The 15,101-nt window shown below is 64.1% G+C and carries 16 protein-coding genes; 10 read left to right on the forward strand and 6 right to left on the reverse strand.

The window, feature by feature from the left end; translation table 11 throughout:
* The first annotated feature begins 60 nt into the window (after positions 1–60).
* Positions 61–1,044: a glycoside hydrolase family 43 protein gene (locus MRBLMU1_RS03465; RefSeq protein WP_363497062.1), complete on the forward strand. Its 984-nt coding sequence runs from the start codon at positions 61–63 to the stop codon at positions 1,042–1,044.
* An 18-nt stretch (positions 1,045–1,062) separates the two neighbouring features.
* Here the strand turns inward: MRBLMU1_RS03465 and MRBLMU1_RS03470 are convergent, their stop codons facing one another.
* Together MRBLMU1_RS03470 and MRBLMU1_RS03475 are read right to left on the reverse strand one after the other, a co-directional pair.
* A complete protein-coding gene (locus MRBLMU1_RS03470) occupies positions 1,063–2,001 on the reverse strand; it encodes an alpha/beta hydrolase (protein WP_363497065.1) in 939 nt (312 codons plus the stop codon).
* Positions 2,002–2,035: 34 nt separating this feature from the next.
* Positions 2,036–3,397 (reverse strand): glycoside hydrolase family 27 protein, encoded by a 1,362-nt coding sequence (locus MRBLMU1_RS03475; RefSeq protein ID WP_363497068.1) that lies wholly within the window; start codon positions 3,395–3,397, stop codon positions 2,036–2,038.
* A 294-nt stretch (positions 3,398–3,691) separates the two neighbouring features.
* Between MRBLMU1_RS03475 and nhaA the strand changes: the two genes are divergently transcribed.
* Positions 3,692–4,867, forward strand: a complete 1,176-nt coding sequence (gene nhaA, locus MRBLMU1_RS03480; RefSeq protein WP_363497071.1) for a Na+/H+ antiporter NhaA — start codon at positions 3,692–3,694, stop codon at positions 4,865–4,867.
* Positions 4,868–4,877: 10 nt separating this feature from the next.
* Here the strand turns inward: nhaA and MRBLMU1_RS03485 are convergent, their stop codons facing one another.
* From MRBLMU1_RS03485 to MRBLMU1_RS03495, 3 genes are all read right to left on the reverse strand, one after another.
* Entirely contained in the window at positions 4,878–5,153 is a 276-nt protein-coding gene (locus tag MRBLMU1_RS03485) for a pentapeptide MXKDX repeat protein (protein WP_363497074.1), read from the reverse strand.
* 65 nt (positions 5,154–5,218) lie between these two features.
* The gene (locus tag MRBLMU1_RS03490; RefSeq protein WP_414646022.1) at positions 5,219–5,950 is read right to left on the reverse strand and encodes a molybdopterin-dependent oxidoreductase; all 732 of its coding nucleotides are present in this window, start codon (positions 5,948–5,950) and stop codon (positions 5,219–5,221) included.
* A gap of 73 nt (positions 5,951–6,023) precedes the next feature.
* A complete protein-coding gene (locus tag MRBLMU1_RS03495) occupies positions 6,024–6,641 on the reverse strand; it encodes a cytochrome b/b6 domain-containing protein (RefSeq protein ID WP_363497080.1) in 618 nt (205 codons plus the stop codon).
* A gap of 117 nt (positions 6,642–6,758) precedes the next feature.
* On the opposite strand from MRBLMU1_RS03495, the gene MRBLMU1_RS03500 reads away from it, so the two are divergent.
* From MRBLMU1_RS03500 to MRBLMU1_RS03520, 5 genes are all read left to right on the forward strand, one after another.
* Positions 6,759–7,343, forward strand: coding sequence for a sigma-70 family RNA polymerase sigma factor (locus MRBLMU1_RS03500; protein ID WP_363497083.1), 585 nt, complete (start codon positions 6,759–6,761; stop codon positions 7,341–7,343).
* Positions 7,340–7,981, forward strand: a complete 642-nt coding sequence (locus MRBLMU1_RS03505) for a DUF1109 domain-containing protein (RefSeq protein WP_363497086.1) — start codon at positions 7,340–7,342, stop codon at positions 7,979–7,981. The genes MRBLMU1_RS03500 and MRBLMU1_RS03505 overlap by 4 nt, the downstream gene beginning before the upstream one ends.
* A 51-nt stretch (positions 7,982–8,032) precedes the next feature.
* Positions 8,033–8,167, forward strand: coding sequence for a hypothetical protein (locus MRBLMU1_RS03510; protein ID WP_363497089.1), 135 nt, complete (start codon positions 8,033–8,035; stop codon positions 8,165–8,167).
* A complete protein-coding gene (locus tag MRBLMU1_RS03515) occupies positions 8,164–8,361 on the forward strand; it encodes a hypothetical protein (RefSeq protein ID WP_363497092.1) in 198 nt (65 codons plus the stop codon). Before MRBLMU1_RS03510 ends, MRBLMU1_RS03515 begins: the two co-directional genes overlap by 4 nt.
* Before the next feature lie 115 nt (positions 8,362–8,476).
* Positions 8,477–9,097 (forward strand): RNA polymerase sigma factor, encoded by a 621-nt coding sequence (locus MRBLMU1_RS03520; RefSeq protein ID WP_363497095.1) that lies wholly within the window; start codon positions 8,477–8,479, stop codon positions 9,095–9,097.
* On the opposite strand, the gene MRBLMU1_RS03525 is transcribed toward MRBLMU1_RS03520, so the two are convergent.
* Positions 9,082–10,035, reverse strand: a complete 954-nt coding sequence (locus MRBLMU1_RS03525) for a LysR family transcriptional regulator (RefSeq protein WP_363497098.1) — start codon at positions 10,033–10,035, stop codon at positions 9,082–9,084. The genes MRBLMU1_RS03520 and MRBLMU1_RS03525 overlap by 16 nt on opposite strands.
* Before the next feature lie 312 nt (positions 10,036–10,347).
* Between MRBLMU1_RS03525 and MRBLMU1_RS03530 the strand changes: the two genes are divergently transcribed.
* The 3 genes from MRBLMU1_RS03530 to MRBLMU1_RS03540 all read left to right on the forward strand — a co-directional run bounded on the left by MRBLMU1_RS03530 (position 10,348) and on the right by MRBLMU1_RS03540 (position 14,988).
* Entirely contained in the window at positions 10,348–12,687 is a 2,340-nt protein-coding gene (locus MRBLMU1_RS03530; protein WP_363497101.1) for a family 43 glycosylhydrolase, read from the forward strand.
* 123 nt (positions 12,688–12,810) lie between these two features.
* Positions 12,811–14,001, forward strand: a complete 1,191-nt coding sequence (locus MRBLMU1_RS03535; protein ID WP_363497104.1) for an aldose epimerase family protein — start codon at positions 12,811–12,813, stop codon at positions 13,999–14,001.
* Positions 14,002–14,082: 81 nt separating this feature from the next.
* Positions 14,083–14,988 (forward strand): LysR family transcriptional regulator, encoded by a 906-nt coding sequence (locus tag MRBLMU1_RS03540; protein WP_363497107.1) that lies wholly within the window; start codon positions 14,083–14,085, stop codon positions 14,986–14,988.
* Positions 14,989–15,101 lie beyond the last annotated feature (113 nt).

Raw genomic sequence — 15,101 nt, forward strand, 5'->3', positions numbered from 1 at the left:
CGTTGTTTGGCCGTGTTCTGCCTTGCGGGTGCGGCATCCGCAAACGCCGCCAATCCTGTCGTGCCCGGTTGGTACGCCGATCCGGAGATCCGCATCTTCAACGGGCGATACTGGATATACCCGACCTATTCGGACGACCATGGCACGCCGGACAGGTCCAAGGCCTTCACGCCCGCGCAACAACGCATGCGCGCGCAATCGGAGCTGATCTGGGAGCCTTTCCTCAAGAGCACCTTCTTCAATGCTTTCTCGTCGCCGGATCTGGTGCACTGGACCAAGCACCCGCATGTGCTCGATGTCGAGCATGTGTCGTGGGCGGCCTACGCCTTGTGGGCGCCATCGGCGATCGAGCACAAGGGGAGATACTATCTTTTCTTCGGCGCCAACGACATCAAAAGCGACGCGCAGCTGGGCGGTATCGGCGTTGCCGTCAGCGACCGTCCGGAGGGGCCGTTCAAGGACGCGCTGGGGCGGCCGCTGATCGGACAAATCCACAACGGCGCCCAGCCCATCGACCAGATGGTGTTCAAGGACGACGACGGCCAGTTTTATATGTACTACGGCGGCTGGAAACACGCCAACGTCGTCAAGCTGGCGCCGGATCTGCTCGGCTTGGTGCCATTCCCCGACGGCGCGACATTCAAGGAGATCACGCCGGATCCGGAATACGTCGAAGGATCCTTCATGGTCAAGCGCAAAGGGGTGTACTACTTCATGTGGTCGGAGGGGGAGTGGACCGGTCCGGGGTACAGCGTCGCGTATGCGATGAGCCCGTCGCCGTTGGGGCCATTCAAGCGCATCGGCAAAATCCTGCAGCAGGACGACCGGGTCGCGCGGGGCGCCGGCCACCACTCCGTCGTCAATGTTCCGGGGACCGACCAATGGTATATCGCGTACCATCGCCGTCCCCTCGGCGAGGTCGACGGCAATCATCGCGAGCTCGCGGTCGAGCGGATGGTCTTCAACGAGGACGGCACGATCCGGCCGGTGGTCATGACGACCGAAGGCGTGGCGCCAAGTCCACTAACCGCTTCCGGTCGCTGAGACCGGCGGCCTTGCGCATTATTTCGGCGGCGCGACGATCCCCATCCCGCGCAGAAAATCGCGCACCGCCTGATAAGCCTGCTGGTTCTGCTCGGGCGTGAAGTCGCCGTGACCGCCGCCCTTGATGGTCAGCAGCTGGTTCTTCTCGCCGGCCTTGTCCATCGCCTGGCGCAGGCGCACCGCGTGCGCGTAAGGCACCAGCGGATCGGCGTCGCCATGGATGGTCAGCACCGCCGGCCCGTCCTTGCGCACATAACTCAGCGGCGAGAGGCGGCGCGCCAGCTCCATCCGGCCGTCCATGGCGCCGAACCACGCCACAGCGTACGAGCGCACGTTGGGGCCCTGCAGCATGTCGGCGACGTCGGTGATGCCGAACCAATTGATCACGGCCGCCACCTTGGGCGCAGGATTGACGTACGGCCCGCTCCACGAGCCATGTAATGCGCACTGGTTGGTGAACGGCGAATCGGACGGGATCATCGCCGTCGCCAGCGCCAGGTGTCCGCCCGCCGAGCCGCCCGTCACCACCACCTTGGACAGGTCGAAGTTGTACTGCTTGGCGTTGCGGCCGACCCATTGCAGCGCGCATAGCGTGTCTTCCACGGCCGCCGGCGCCAGCGCGGTTTTGGCCAGCCGGTATTCGACATTGACCACCGCGAAGCCCATCTGCATATAAGGCAATAATTTCAGCAGGCTCCCTTCACGCGATCCCGCCACCCAGCCGCCGCCGTGGAAGTTGATCACCACCGGGGTGGCCGATGTGGCCGGCGAAGGCTCATAGACGTCGAGTTTGAGGTCACGTCCGCTGGCGGTCAGGTAGGTCACGTTCGGCTTGACGTTGTAGCCGCCGATCTGGACGGCGGCGGCGAAGCCGTCGTCGGTGGCGTTTTGCGCCAGCGTTGGTGCATGCGAAAACAAACACAAGGTTGAACACAGCAGTAGTCGCGGAAGTCTCATCGTTCTGTTTCATCCCGGTTGAGTTAAAAGACGGTCAGGCCGCCACGCGCAGCAGGGCCGAACCATGGGGAACCAGCTTCTGGCGGATGACCCCGCGCGCCGGCGGCAGATCCTTGCGGGTCCACAGGTCGCGCAGCTTCACGGTCTTGTCGCCCAGGTTGAGGCGCGACAGGTCGAATTCGATCTCCACCGGCGCGTCCTCCGTGTTGAACAGCGCCAGATAGTGGAACGGCTGGGCGCCGTCAGCCCGCGCGCTCCAGATGCGCGTGCCCGGATCGGCGCGGTGCGGACGGTTATGATGGCTTTTCTGATTGACCGCGATCACTTCCGGATTGGTCAGCAAGGCCAGCGTGTTCGCGTCCAGGCGCCGCAGGTCGCCGCCCATGATCAGCGGCGAGCGCGCGATGGACCATAAACTCATCAGTGTTTGCTGCTCGTCCGGCGTGAACTTCGTGTCGCGCTCGCCCATCGCGAGGCGCCCGAGGGGCAGCATGTCGGCGTCGGGCCAGGCGTTTTCCGCCATCGTCGGATTCCAGTTCTCCAGGCGCTGGAACTGCTCCTTCAGCAATTTCCATTCGTCCCAGAAGTCGTCCGAGATGCGCCACAGCTGCGCGTAGTGCGGCACATGTTCGGCCCATTTGAGATCGGTTTCGCCGGGCGACAGACTGAGCGTGATAGCGCGGCCGGACGCCTGGATGGCTTTGTGGGCCGCCTCGACTTCACGCCAGTTCTTGTCGTAGGGACGCGACATGTCGTCCATCTTGACGAAGTCCACGCCCCACGACGCGTACAGCTTGAAGATCGAGTTGTAGTACTCCTGCGCGCCGGGCTTGGTCATGTCGACGCCGTACATGTCGCCGTTCCATCCGCAGGTGGACGTGGTGTCGGCGATGTCGCGCGCGCGCAAGTTCGTGCCCAGCACCGGGGTATTGATCCGCACCGCCTGGCGCGGAATGCCGCGCATGACGTGGATACCGAATTTCATCCCCATGCGATGGATCTGGTCGGCAAGCGCTTTGAACCCCTTGCCATTGACGGCCGAAGGAAACCGGTTCGGCGCCGGATGCAGGCGGCCGTTGGCATCCATCGTCAGTTCGGCATCCTTGCGGTATTCGTAGCCCGTGGCGTTCGGTTCGTACCACTGTATGTCCACGGTAAATATGTCATAGCCCGACGGCAGCAACTTTTGCGCCATGATGCGCGCGTTTTCGAGCGCCTGGGCTTCGGTGATCGTGGTGGCGAACGAATTCCAGCTGTTCCAGCCCATCGGCGGCGTCGGCGCCAGGGATGTCCGGCTAGCGGGTTTGTCCGTGGCGCCGAGCGCCGCGCCGGGCAGGGTCGCGGCGGCGGTGGCGATGGAAGTGGCAAGAAGGTGGCGACGAGGTAGGTTGATCATGAAATCCCGGGCGAGGCTAAGAAAAGGAAAAGTAGCACATTTCTGCGCGGAACAGCATTGCACAACCAGCAATCCTTATCAATTATGAATTTCGCCAAACGCGGGATGAAAAGTGATTGTTGCCCCCCGCCGATGCTGGCGGGCGGGAATTTTGGCCAAGACTGGCGCTGTCCGTGCCGCAGACCATGGCCGCGCCCGCCGACGTGTTATAATTGCAACGGGTGTCCACACATGTCGTGTGGCAGGGATTGCGTCAGGTCGGGCCGCCGCGCGGTTTTCACGCGACCTCATCTCATGACTATCATTCCAACGCCCCTCTCCAATACCTTCAACCGGTTCGTCGAATCGGAAAAAGCCGGCGGCATCCTGCTGATCGCTTGCACCATCGTTTCCCTGTGCCTGGCCAATTCGCCGCTGGCGGAGCCTTATCTGCATTTTTGGCACGCCAAGGTCGCCGGTTTGTCGGTGGAGCTGTGGATCAACGACGCCTTGATGGCGATCTTCTTCTTGTTGATCGGCCTGGAGCTGGAACGGGAAATCCACAGCGGCGAGCTGTCGAGTATTCGCAGCGCGCTGTTGCCGATGGTGGCGGCGGCCGGCGGCATCGCCGCGCCGGCCTTGATCCATTTCCTGTTCAACGGCGGCACGCCGAGCCAGGCCGGCATGGGGATTCCGATGGCGACCGACATCGCCTTCGCGCTGGCCGTGCTGACGCTGCTTGGCCGCGCCGTCCCCACGTCGCTGAAGGTGTTCCTGACGGCGCTGGCGGTCATGGACGATCTCGGCGCCATCATCGTCATCGCCGTCTTCTATACCTCGACGCTGGCGCCGCTCTACCTGCTCGGCGCGCTGCTCGTGTTCGCCGGCCTGCTGTGCATGAACCGGATGTTTCGCGTGCTCGCGCTGGCGCCGTACCTGGTCGGCGGCGCGCTCATGTGGTTCCTGATGTTCAAATCGGGGGTGCACGCCACCATCGCCGGCGTGCTGCTGGCGTTCGCCATTCCCTATTCGGCCAAGGGCGAGGACACCGCGTCGCCTTCACACCGCCTCGAGCATGCGCTGCACGTGCCGGTGGCGTTCGTCATCCTGCCCATCTTCGCGTTGGCCAATACGGGGATCGTCATCGGCGCCGGATGGATGGGGGAGCTGCTGTCGTCCAACAGCGTCGGCATCCTCGCCGGCCTGGTACTCGGCAAGCCGCTGGGCATCACGTTCGCGTGCATGGCGGCGGTGGCGTTGGGTGTGTGCACCTTGCCCCAAGACTTGAGGTGGCGCCACGTGATAGGTGCGGGCCTGCTCGGCGGCATTGGATTCACGATGTCGATCTTCATCACCAACCTTGCGTTCAGCGGCGATGCGGCGCTGATCAATGCGTCGAAAATGGCGATCCTGTTGGCTTCGCTCGTGGCCGGCGCGGCGGGCTTTGTCTGGTTGAAGATGTTCGGCAAGCCGGTTGCCGAACATCGGTGACATAGGCGGCTTATTTCTTCATCGCGTCTTTCGCCATTTCATCCTTTTTCATGTCATCTTTCTTCATTTCGTCCTTGGCCATGCCGTCTTTCTTCATGCCGTCCTTGGCCATTTTGTCGTGATGCATGGGCTTTTTCATGGCGTCCTTCTTCATGCCGTCCTTCGCCATGCCGTCCTTGGCCATGGCGTCCTTCGACATCTCGTCTTTCTTCATCGCTTCCTGGGCGTGGACGGCGCCGGACAGCATCAGGCAGGCGGCGAGCAGGGTGGTGGTCAGCTTGTTCATGGTGATTCCTTTTAGTAGGGTTTAACAACGGTTTTAACAACGAGATTTAACAACGTGGGTACCGGTCAGCTGCCGCCGAACCAGTTATACCCCTGGTCTTCCCAATAGCCGCCAGGGTGGGTATTCGTGACGAAAATGGCTTGTACATGCTTGGGATTCTTGTAGCCGAGCTTGGTCGGCATGCGCAGCTTCATCGGGAAGCCGTAGCGCGGCGGCAGCGGCTGGTCGTTGAAACTGAGCGCCATCAGCGTTTGCGGATGCAGCGCCGTGGCCATGTCGATGCTGGTGTGGTAGTCGTCGCCGCATTTGAAGCCGACGTATTTCGCGCTCAAATCGGCGCCGACGTGGCGCAGGAAGTGCGAGAAGGGCACGCCGCCCCACTTGCCGATCGCGCTCCAGCCCTCGACGCAGATGTGGCGCGTGACCTGCGATTGCTGCGGCAGCGCGCGCAGCGCGTCCAGCGTCCACGGTTTGCGGTCGGCCACCATGCCGCTCAACTCCAAACGCCAATCGGCGCCGTCGATGTCGCGTATCTCGTCCTCGCCGTAATAGGCGTTGAACGGAAACGGTTGCGTGATCATCGACGCCGGGTAGGTCGGCGCCAGGCGGGCCGGATCGAACAGCAGGGCCTGGACACGGTCGTTGAAGCGGGAGACCTGGTTCAGCGCCGCCTCGATGCTTTCCTCGCTGCCGACGGAGCAACCGGTCAGCAAGGTCAATCCACCCAGCGTCACGGTGCGTTGCAGGAAGGCGCGGCGCGACGGTTCGGCCACCCGGGCGATGGCGTCGGCCAGCATGGCGGCGCCTTCGGTCGGGATGGCGATTTCGCGTTTCTTGAATAGTTTTATCATGGGAGTCCCGGTGCGGCGCTTAGCGGCCGCGTAACATGGCCAGCAGTGTGCGCGGCACCAGCGCCACCATCACCACGTGGATAACGATAAAGGCAAACAGGCCGGCCATCGCGAAGAAGTGCACGCGGCGCGCGCCTTCGTAGCCGCCCATCAGTTCGCGCAGCAGCGGAAACTGCACGGATTTCCATAGCACCAGTCCGGACAGCACGATGACGACGCTGGCAACCATGACGAAAAGATACGCCAGCCGCTGCACGCTGTTGTAATGGCGCGGGTCGGCGTGCGACAGCTTGCCCCGCAGCGCCTGGCCCAGGTCGCGCAGCAGCTGGCGCGGCGTGACCGGGAAAAACTGCCGCCGCAACCGGCCCGAGGCCAGGTTGACCAGCAAATACAGCATGCCGTTGGCGACCAGCAGCCACATGGCGGCGAAGTGCCACTGCAACGCGCCGCCGAGCCAGCCGCCCAAGGTCAGGCCCGATGGAATGGCGAAATCGAAAAACCGGGTGGCGTTGTAGATGCGCCAGCCGCTCGTCAGCAGGATCAGCACGGCGATGGCGTTGAGCCAGTGTGTCAGGCGCAGCCACGCGGGGTGGACGATGGCCGGCGCGCCGCAAGCGGGTGGATCGATGGATTTCATGGTGTGCGTTCTCGATGAAGGTAACATTGAGTTCGCAACAGCCGGGCGATTGGTTACAGCCCGGGTCGAAATATTCGTAAAAAATTTATTTGATGGGCGATGTAACCAAAGGGCGCGATGCGACGAATAGAAAAGGTGGACCACCTGCGCATGACCGAACTACGCCTCCATGCCCTGTTTTTACAGGGCATGGACGGTGACGCCCTGGCTTATCGCCGTTTCCTGACGGCGACGGCGACGCATTTGCGCGCCTTCCTGCGCCGGCGTCTGAGCCGCTGGCCCGACGAGGTGGAGGATCTGGTGCAGGAGGCGCTGCTGGCGATCCACAACCAGCGCCTCAGCTACGATACCGCCGTGCCTCTGACGGCCTGGGTCTATACCATCGCCAAGTACAAGCTGATCGACTGGTTGCGGCGGCACGCGCGGCGCGACAGCCTGCACGATACGCTGGACGATGTCGACGAGGGCGAGGGCGCGCTGTTCTCCAGCGCGGCGGCGGAGGCCGGCGAGGCGCGCCGCGACCTCGCCAAGCTGCTCGCCCTGCTGCCGGACAAGCAACGCGACGCCATCGTCCATACCAAGCTGGACGGCTTGTCGACGCGCGAGGCCGCCGCGGCGCTGAAGATGTCGGAGGCGGACGTCAAGGTATCGGTGCATCGCGGAATGAAGACATTGGCCACTATCCTGAGAGGTTCGCCATGAAGACTGACGATTTGATCACCATGTTGTCCAGCGGACCGGACGTGGCGCTGGCCGCCCGGCCGGTGCGCGCCACGGCGCTGCCGCTGCTCGCCGGCCTGCTGGCCAGCGCCGCGTTGATGGTGGCGATACTGGGCCTGCGTCCGGACCTGGGTCTGGAGTTGACGTGGCCGGCGTTCTGGCTGAAGCTGGTGTTCTCGCTGGCGCTGGCGGGCGCTGGCGGGCTTGCGGTCAAGCGCCTGGCCGCGCCCGGCGCCAGCGTGCGCGTGCTGCCGTGGTTTGTCGGCGGGCCGGTGCTGGCGCTGTGGGCGGTGGCGGCCGTCGCGCTGTGGCTGGCGGCGCCGGAGTTGCGTGCCGATCTGTTCTGGGGCAGCACGTGGCGCTATTGCCCGTTGCTCATCGCCGTGTTGTCGCTGCCGCTGCTGGCCGCCGCGCTGCACATCCTGCGCGGGCGGGCGCCGACCCGCCTGCGCCTGGCGGGCGCGGCGGCTGGTTTCGCTGCCGGCGGCGCGGCGGCGGTCGTGTACTGCCTGCACTGCCCGGAAATGAGCCCGGTGTTCGTCGGCTTCTGGTATTTGCTGGGCATACTGATACCGACCGCCCTGGGGGCGGCGCTGGGTCCGCGCGCGCTGGCCTGGTAGGGCTGGTCGAATGCTGCGTCTAAAACGGGGCCGGCGGCGTATCTCAATCATGTGAACAACTCCGACAAGGCGGCCGACCACGTCGCCCGCAGCATCGCCGCCGATCCGGCCGCCCGTTTCGATGCGCAATGGATCGACCGAGGTTTCGCCGAGTACTGGCTGGGCGCCGAAGGCTGCTACGCATGACCAACGATTTCCTCACCGGGCTGCAACCGCACCAGCAAATGGCCGTCTACGCCGGCAGCGTGGTCCCCGAAATCGCCGCCGATCTGTTGAACCATTCGGGCCGGCTCGATCAGGTGTACGCCTGGTTCGGGGATCCGGACGCCACCCATGCGCATCTGGCCGGCCGAGGCTTTGCCGTGCCCCGGGCCGCCTAGGTCGGCCGTCACGCAGCCCTGGCCGGTGATACGCCGGGCAAGGGCTGTGCCCTGCAAGAAACGCCTATAAGCGCGGTCGATAGCCAGTCATACAAATGTTCGATTGGCCGCTCCGGTGGATTTCGGCGACCATGCCCGCATGGATACTTTGACGAACGAAAGGCAGTACCTGGCCGTACTCCTCACGGAGATTTCCACCGGATGCGAGCGGGCGTTTAATGAACTTTACAGGCGGACACGCTCCTGTCTTTACGGCGTTGCGTTCCGGCTGGTCCGGCAGCCGTTCAAGGCGGAGGAGGTGTTGCAGGAGGCGTACCTCAAGGTGTGGACCGGCGCGCGCGGCTTCAGGAGCGGGCTCGGCACGCCGATGACGTGGCTGATCACGATCGTGCGCAACCAGGCGATCAGCCGTTTGCGCAGCGAGCAATTGGAGCACAGCCTGAGCGACGACCTTGGCCGACAGGAGGACTGGCAAGCGCGCGACGACCAGCAGCCGGACGGCGATCCCGTCGGCGGGGACGCGCTGACGCAAGCCTTCTACGCGGAGAAACGCATGCGCATATCGGCGCATATCGCCGGGCTCGAGCCGATGCAGCGGCAGTGCCTCGCGCTGGCCTTCGAGCACGGGCTCTCGCATTCCGAATTGTCGCAGCATCTAGGCGCGCCGCTGGGAACGGTTAAATGCGCCATCCGGCGCGCCATCGCGCGGCTGCGCGCCTGTTACAAGGTGGCCTGATCGGCGAGGCTTCGCGTGGCGGCGATGATTTGTTCGCGCAGCCAGCGCAGGCCGGGGCATTCCTCGTTGTGCGGGTGCCAGGCCATGCAGAGCACGTACGGCGGCAGATCGAAAGGGAGCGCGGCCAGTTCGACGTCCGCGGCCCAGCCCCGGGCCAGGCTGTCGGGCACGGTGCATACCAGGTCGCTCGCCGACAGCACGCTCGGCACCGAGGAGAAATCGCGCAGCGCCATGGCGACATGGCGTTTCTTGCTGAGGCGGTACAGGTGTTCGTCGATCACCCCGTGCAGGCTCGCCGACAGCGAGACGTTGACATGCTCCAGCGCGCAATACGCGTCGAGCGTCAGCGGCGACACGCCACGCGGATGATGCCGGCGCTGGGCGAGGACCATCGCGGCGCTGCCCAGCGTCACGCTGGCGAGGTCCGGCGGCAGCAGGCAGGCTGGACCGACGTAAAGGTCGTACCGGGCTTTCTCCAGGTCGCCGGCCAGGCTGGAGAAATCCGGCTCCGCCGCCGTCACCTTCAAACGGGGATTGTTCAGCGTGGCGAATTGCTTGGCCAGCAGCGGCAGCACCAGGGCGGCGGCGGTGTTGCTGGCGGCGATGCTGAATTGTCGGGCGGCGGTGGCCGGGTCGAATTCGTCGCGCGGCAACTGCACAGCCGACGCGAGCGCGACCAATGCCGGCTGCAGGCGCCGGTGCAGGCGGTTGGCGAACGGGGAGGGAACCAAGCCGCGTCCGTTCGCCATCGGCACCAACAAGGGATCGTTGAACAGCAGCCGCAGGCGCGCCAGCTGCGCCGACAAGGCTGGCTGGCTCAAGTGCAGCTTCGCCGCCGCGCGCGTCACGCTCAATTCCTGCAGCAGAACGTCCAGCGAGGCCAGCAGTTGGAGGTCGGCGCCACGCAGTTGCAGTGGTTTGGGCGAGGAAGTAGGCATGGCGGCTCGGGACGTATTGATGTGGTGGCGTTATGGCGGGGGCGGGGAAAACTATTTATGCAACATTACTATTCTGTCACAAATTTGAGCATGTCGTGCGAGCGCACGTTTCAACGCGGCAACATCTCCAGGGGGCGATAGCCGTCCCCGATGCTTGTTTGGCTATCGCGGCGGCGTAAAAGGTCATTGGACACGGCGGTTCCTGCGCTATATCGTGCAAAGCCGATCATGGGTTTACGGAGCGCTTCCGGCGGCAAGGAAGGCGTCCGTGTTCCTGGCGGGTAAAACGATAAAAATACAATGGAGACAAACGTGACCAAATCCTTCTCGCTGTGGGGGGCCGCCGCAGTATTGGCCTCATCCATGCTGTCCACCCACGCCGCCGCGCAGGCGCCAACCGCGCCGGTGACCTTCCTCAACGCCTCCGTCCACGATCCTTCCGTGATCAAAACGGACGGCACCTATTACGTCTTCGGCTCCCACCTGGCGTCGGCCAAGAGCAAGGATTTGATGCGGTGGACCCCGATCACCGACTCCGTCAGCGCCACCAATAAGTTATTCCTGAACGGTTCCAGCAATGTCTACACGGAACTGGCGGAGACATTCAGCTGGGCGCAAACGAACACGCTGTGGGCGCCGGACGTGATCCGCCTCGCCGATGGCAAGTTCTATATGTACTACAACGCCTGCAAGGGTGATTCCCCGCGCTCGGCGCTCGGTATCGCGGTCGCCGATAAGATCGAAGGCCCTTACGTGAACAAGGGCATCATCCTGAAGTCCGGCATGTGGGGCCAGGCCAGCTATGACGGCACCGTTTACGACGCCCTCAAGCATCCGAACACCGTCGATCCGAACGTGTTTTTCGATAACGGCGGCAGGCTGTGGATGATTTACGGCTCCTATTCGGGCGGTATCTTCATCATGCAGATGAACCCGGTCAACGGCATGCCGCTGCCGGGACAGGGATACGGCAAGCGCTTGATGGGCGGCAATCACAGCCGGATCGAAGGCGCCTATGTGATGTTCAGCCCCGTCACCCAGTACTACTATATGTTCACCTCGTTCGGCGGCCTGGACGCGGCCGGCGGCTACAACATGCGCGTGGCCCGCGCCACTTCCCCGGACGGCCCTTACTACGACGCCCAGGGCGTGGATATGGCCAACGTCAAGGCCGATCCGTCCAAACCCCTGTTCGACGACGCCTCGATCGCGCCGTATGGTGTGAAAATCATGGGTAACTTCCTGTTCGAGCGCAAGCTGGGCGAGCCGGGTACCGGCATCGGTACCGGCTATGTCTCGGCGGGCCACAATTCGGCTTACTACGATGCGGCCACCGGCAAGCACTTCCTGATTTTCCATACCCGCTTCCCCGAGCGTGGCGAACAGCATCAAGTGCGCGTGCACCAGATGTTCATGAACGCCGATGGCTGGCCGGTGGTCGCGCCGTACCGCAACACCAATGAAACCCTGGAGGCCGTCCAGCGGGGATTCGTGTTCGGCGACTATATGTTCGTCAACCACGGCAAGGATATCTCCGCCACCGTCAAAAAGTCCCGCTTCATCACGCTCAATGCGAACGGCTCGATCAGCGGCGCCGTCTCCGGTTCCTGGGCGCTGGTGGGCGCCAACCAGGCCGAGATCAATCTGCCCGGCTCGCCGCCATTCAAAGGGGTATTCCTCAAGCAGTGGGATGAAACCTCGCAAAGCTACGTGATGACGTTCTCGGCGACCTCGCGCGACGGCGTCTCCGTCATGGGCAGCCGGCTGGCGCCGCGCAGCGACATGCAGGCGGTGAACGCCATCGCCGACCAACTCACGCTCGGCAACACCAACGCGGTCACCGGCGACATGACCTTGCCGACCAGCGGCGCGCGCGACGCCGTCATCACGTGGACGTCATCGAATCCGCAAGTGTTGAGCAACACGGGGCAGGTCACCAGCCCGGCGAGCGATGTGACCGTCACCTTGACGGCCACCATCACCAAGGGGCAGGCGAGGGTGGTCAAGTCGTTCGTCGTCACCGTCCGCAAGCTGGGCGGCATGATCGCCCACTACACGTTCGACGGCAACCTGGGCGATGCGACCGGCGCGTTCGGCGCCGGGGCGGTCATCGGCGCGAAAATCGATGTCGGCGGCGGCAGCCTGGGCTACGAGCCGGGCATGAAGGGCAGCGCCGCCGTCTTCAACGGCGCGAGCGGCGTGCGCCTGCCCAACGGCCTGATCTCCAGCAACACCTACACGGTGGCCATGTGGCTCAAGCCGGCCCAGCTGACCGCGTTCACCACCACCTTCTTCGGCGCCCGCAACGGCGATTCGTGGATCAGTTTTCTGCCGAAGGGCCATGACGGCGTCGGCGGCGCGACCATGCTGTGGTCGGGAACCGCCTGGTACGATGCCGGCCTGGGCATGAACATCCCGGTCGGACAGTGGTCGCACGTGGCGTTCAGCGTCAAGAACGGCGCCGTCAACATCTACGTCAACGGCGCCAAGCGCTACAGCGGCGCGAACTTCCCCAACGTGTTCACCACCACCACCGGCGTGTTCGCGCTGGGTGTGAACTGGTGGGACGCGCCGTACAAAGGGTCGATGGACGATCTGCGCATCTACGGTTCGGCGTTGACCGACGGGGAGATTTCCAGCCTCGCGCGCTAAGTCCGGGACTTTTTTTATGCGGATGCCGGCCTCCCGGGCGCCTGATGGCCGGCTCAGCAATTATCATAGGCATGGCCGGCATCCGCCGGCCGCCTACTTTTTTAACGGACACATCACCTACACATGACTATTTCCACCAGACCCGCCAAGATTTTCCTGCTCAGCACCCTGGTCGGCCTCAGCGCCTGCGGCCAGATGCCATCCCGCGACGGCTCCGACCCTGCTGCTCCGGCCGGCGTATCGTTGTCGCGCATGCCCTTCGGCACGCTGTCCAATGGCGCCAAGGTCGAAGCCATCGTCCTGAAAAACGCCGGCGGGTTGTCGGCCACGCTGATCTCCTACGGCGCGACCGTGCAGAGCCTGCGCTTCCCTGACAAACAGGGCAACGCCGCCGACGTCGCGGTCGGCTACGACACCCTGGCCGGCTACGAGACGACCCCGGGCTTCACCAACGTGACGGTGGGCCGCTACGCCAACCGCATCGCCAACGGCACGTTCGCGATCGACGGCAAGAAGTTCGCGCTGTCGGTCAACGAGGCGCCCAACACGCTGCACGGCGGCGCGATCGGCTGGGACAAGCGCAACTGGGTGGTCAAGAGTGTCGAGCAGACGGCCGACAAGGCCTCGGTGACGTTCACGCTGACCTCGCCCGATGGCGACCAGGGCTTCCCCGGCACCGTGGTGGCCGACGTGACGTACGAGCTCAATAACAAGAACGACCTGACCATCCGCTACGGCGCCAAAACCGACAAGCCGACGGTGGTCAACCTGACCTGGCACAGCATGCTCAACCTGTCGGGCATCCCGGCCACGCGCCTGGCTACGGACGCCGAGGTGACCATCGAATCGGACGCCATCCTGCCGGTCAACCAGACGCTGATTCCGACCGGCCAGCCGCTGCCGGTGGCCGGCACGCCGTTCGACTTCCGCACGCCGGGCGTCGTGACCGAGCGCGTGCGCATGCAGCACCCGCAGCTGGCGCTGGCCAACGGCGGCATCGACCACAACTACATTCTGCGCGGCGGCAAGACGGCTGAACCGAAGCCGGCCGTCAAGATCGAGGACCGGCAGTCCGGTCGGGGCCTGAAGATCTCCACCACCGAGCCGGGCATGCAGGTCTACACCGGCAACTTCCTCAAGGGCGAGGTGACCGGCAAGGGCGGTCAGAAGCTGACCAAGTACCAGTCGATCAGCTTCGAGGCGCAGGGCTATCCCGACAGTCCGAACCAGTCGGCGTTCCCGACCACGCGCTTGGACCCGGGCCGCGACTATGCGCAGACCACGGTCCTGCATTTCTATACGCTCGATAAGTAATCCCGGCAACCCCGTGCTGCCGCGATGTCGCGGCACGCGTCCGGGGTGCTATATTCAGGTTTTCTGAATAATGGGGGCGGCATGGACAGGTTGCGGGCGATGGAAGTGTTCGTCGAGGTGGTGCGCAAGAACGGTTTCGCGCGGGCGGCCGACGCGCTCGACACGTCGCCGGCCAATGTCACGCGCATCATCGCCGATCTGGAAAGCCACCTCGGCACCCGTTTACTGAACCGCAGTTCGCGCAAGATGTCGCTCACCGAGAGCGGCGACGCGCTCTACGAGCGGGCCAAGACCATCGTCGAGGACATGGCCGAGGTCGAGGCGATCGCGTCGTCGACGTCGATGACGCCGCGCGGCCTGCTGCGGCTGAACGCGCCGCTCAGTTTTGGCGTGTTGCAGCTGGCGCCGCTGTGGGCCAGGTTCATGGACCTGCACCCCGGCGTCGAGCTGGAGGTGGCGCTGAGCGACCGGGTGGTCGATATCGTCGAGGAGGGCTACGACATGGCGATTCGCATCTCGCGCTCCGGCTCGGCATCGCACGCCGCGCGCAAGCTCGCCACTTCGCAGAATATCTGCTGCGCCGCGCCGGCCTATCTTGAAAAACACGGCGTGCCGCAGGCGCCGCAAGACCTCGCCGCCCACCGCTGCATCGGCTACCGCTACGCGGCCACCGCCGACGAGTGGCACTTCAGCAATCAGCTGGGACAGACCGACGTGGTCAAGGTCAGCTGTGCGATGCATACCAATAATGGCGATACGGCCCGGGCCGTGGCCGTCGCCGGCGGCGGCGTCATCTGGCAGCCGACGTTTTTGATCGGGGCCGACCTGCGGGCGGGACGCCTGGTGCGCGTGCTGCCGGATTATCATTTGCCCGACATCGACGTGCTGGCGGTCTATCCGAGCCGGCGCCATCTGAGCGCCAAGGTACGCGTGATGATCGACTTCCTGGCGGAGGAGTTCGCGGGAATTCCGCCGTGGGACCGCTAACGCGGCAATCTGGATTTTAAGAAATTTCCATTGCAATCAATGACTTGTGCTGTGGAGTCGTTATTTTTATTTTTCAGATTGTATAAAATATCCAAAAGTATTATCATCGGCGT

The organism is Burkholderia sp. LMU1-1-1.1 (genome assembly GCF_040675865.1).
Lineage (GTDB): Bacteria > Pseudomonadota > Gammaproteobacteria > Burkholderiales > Burkholderiaceae_D > Rugamonas.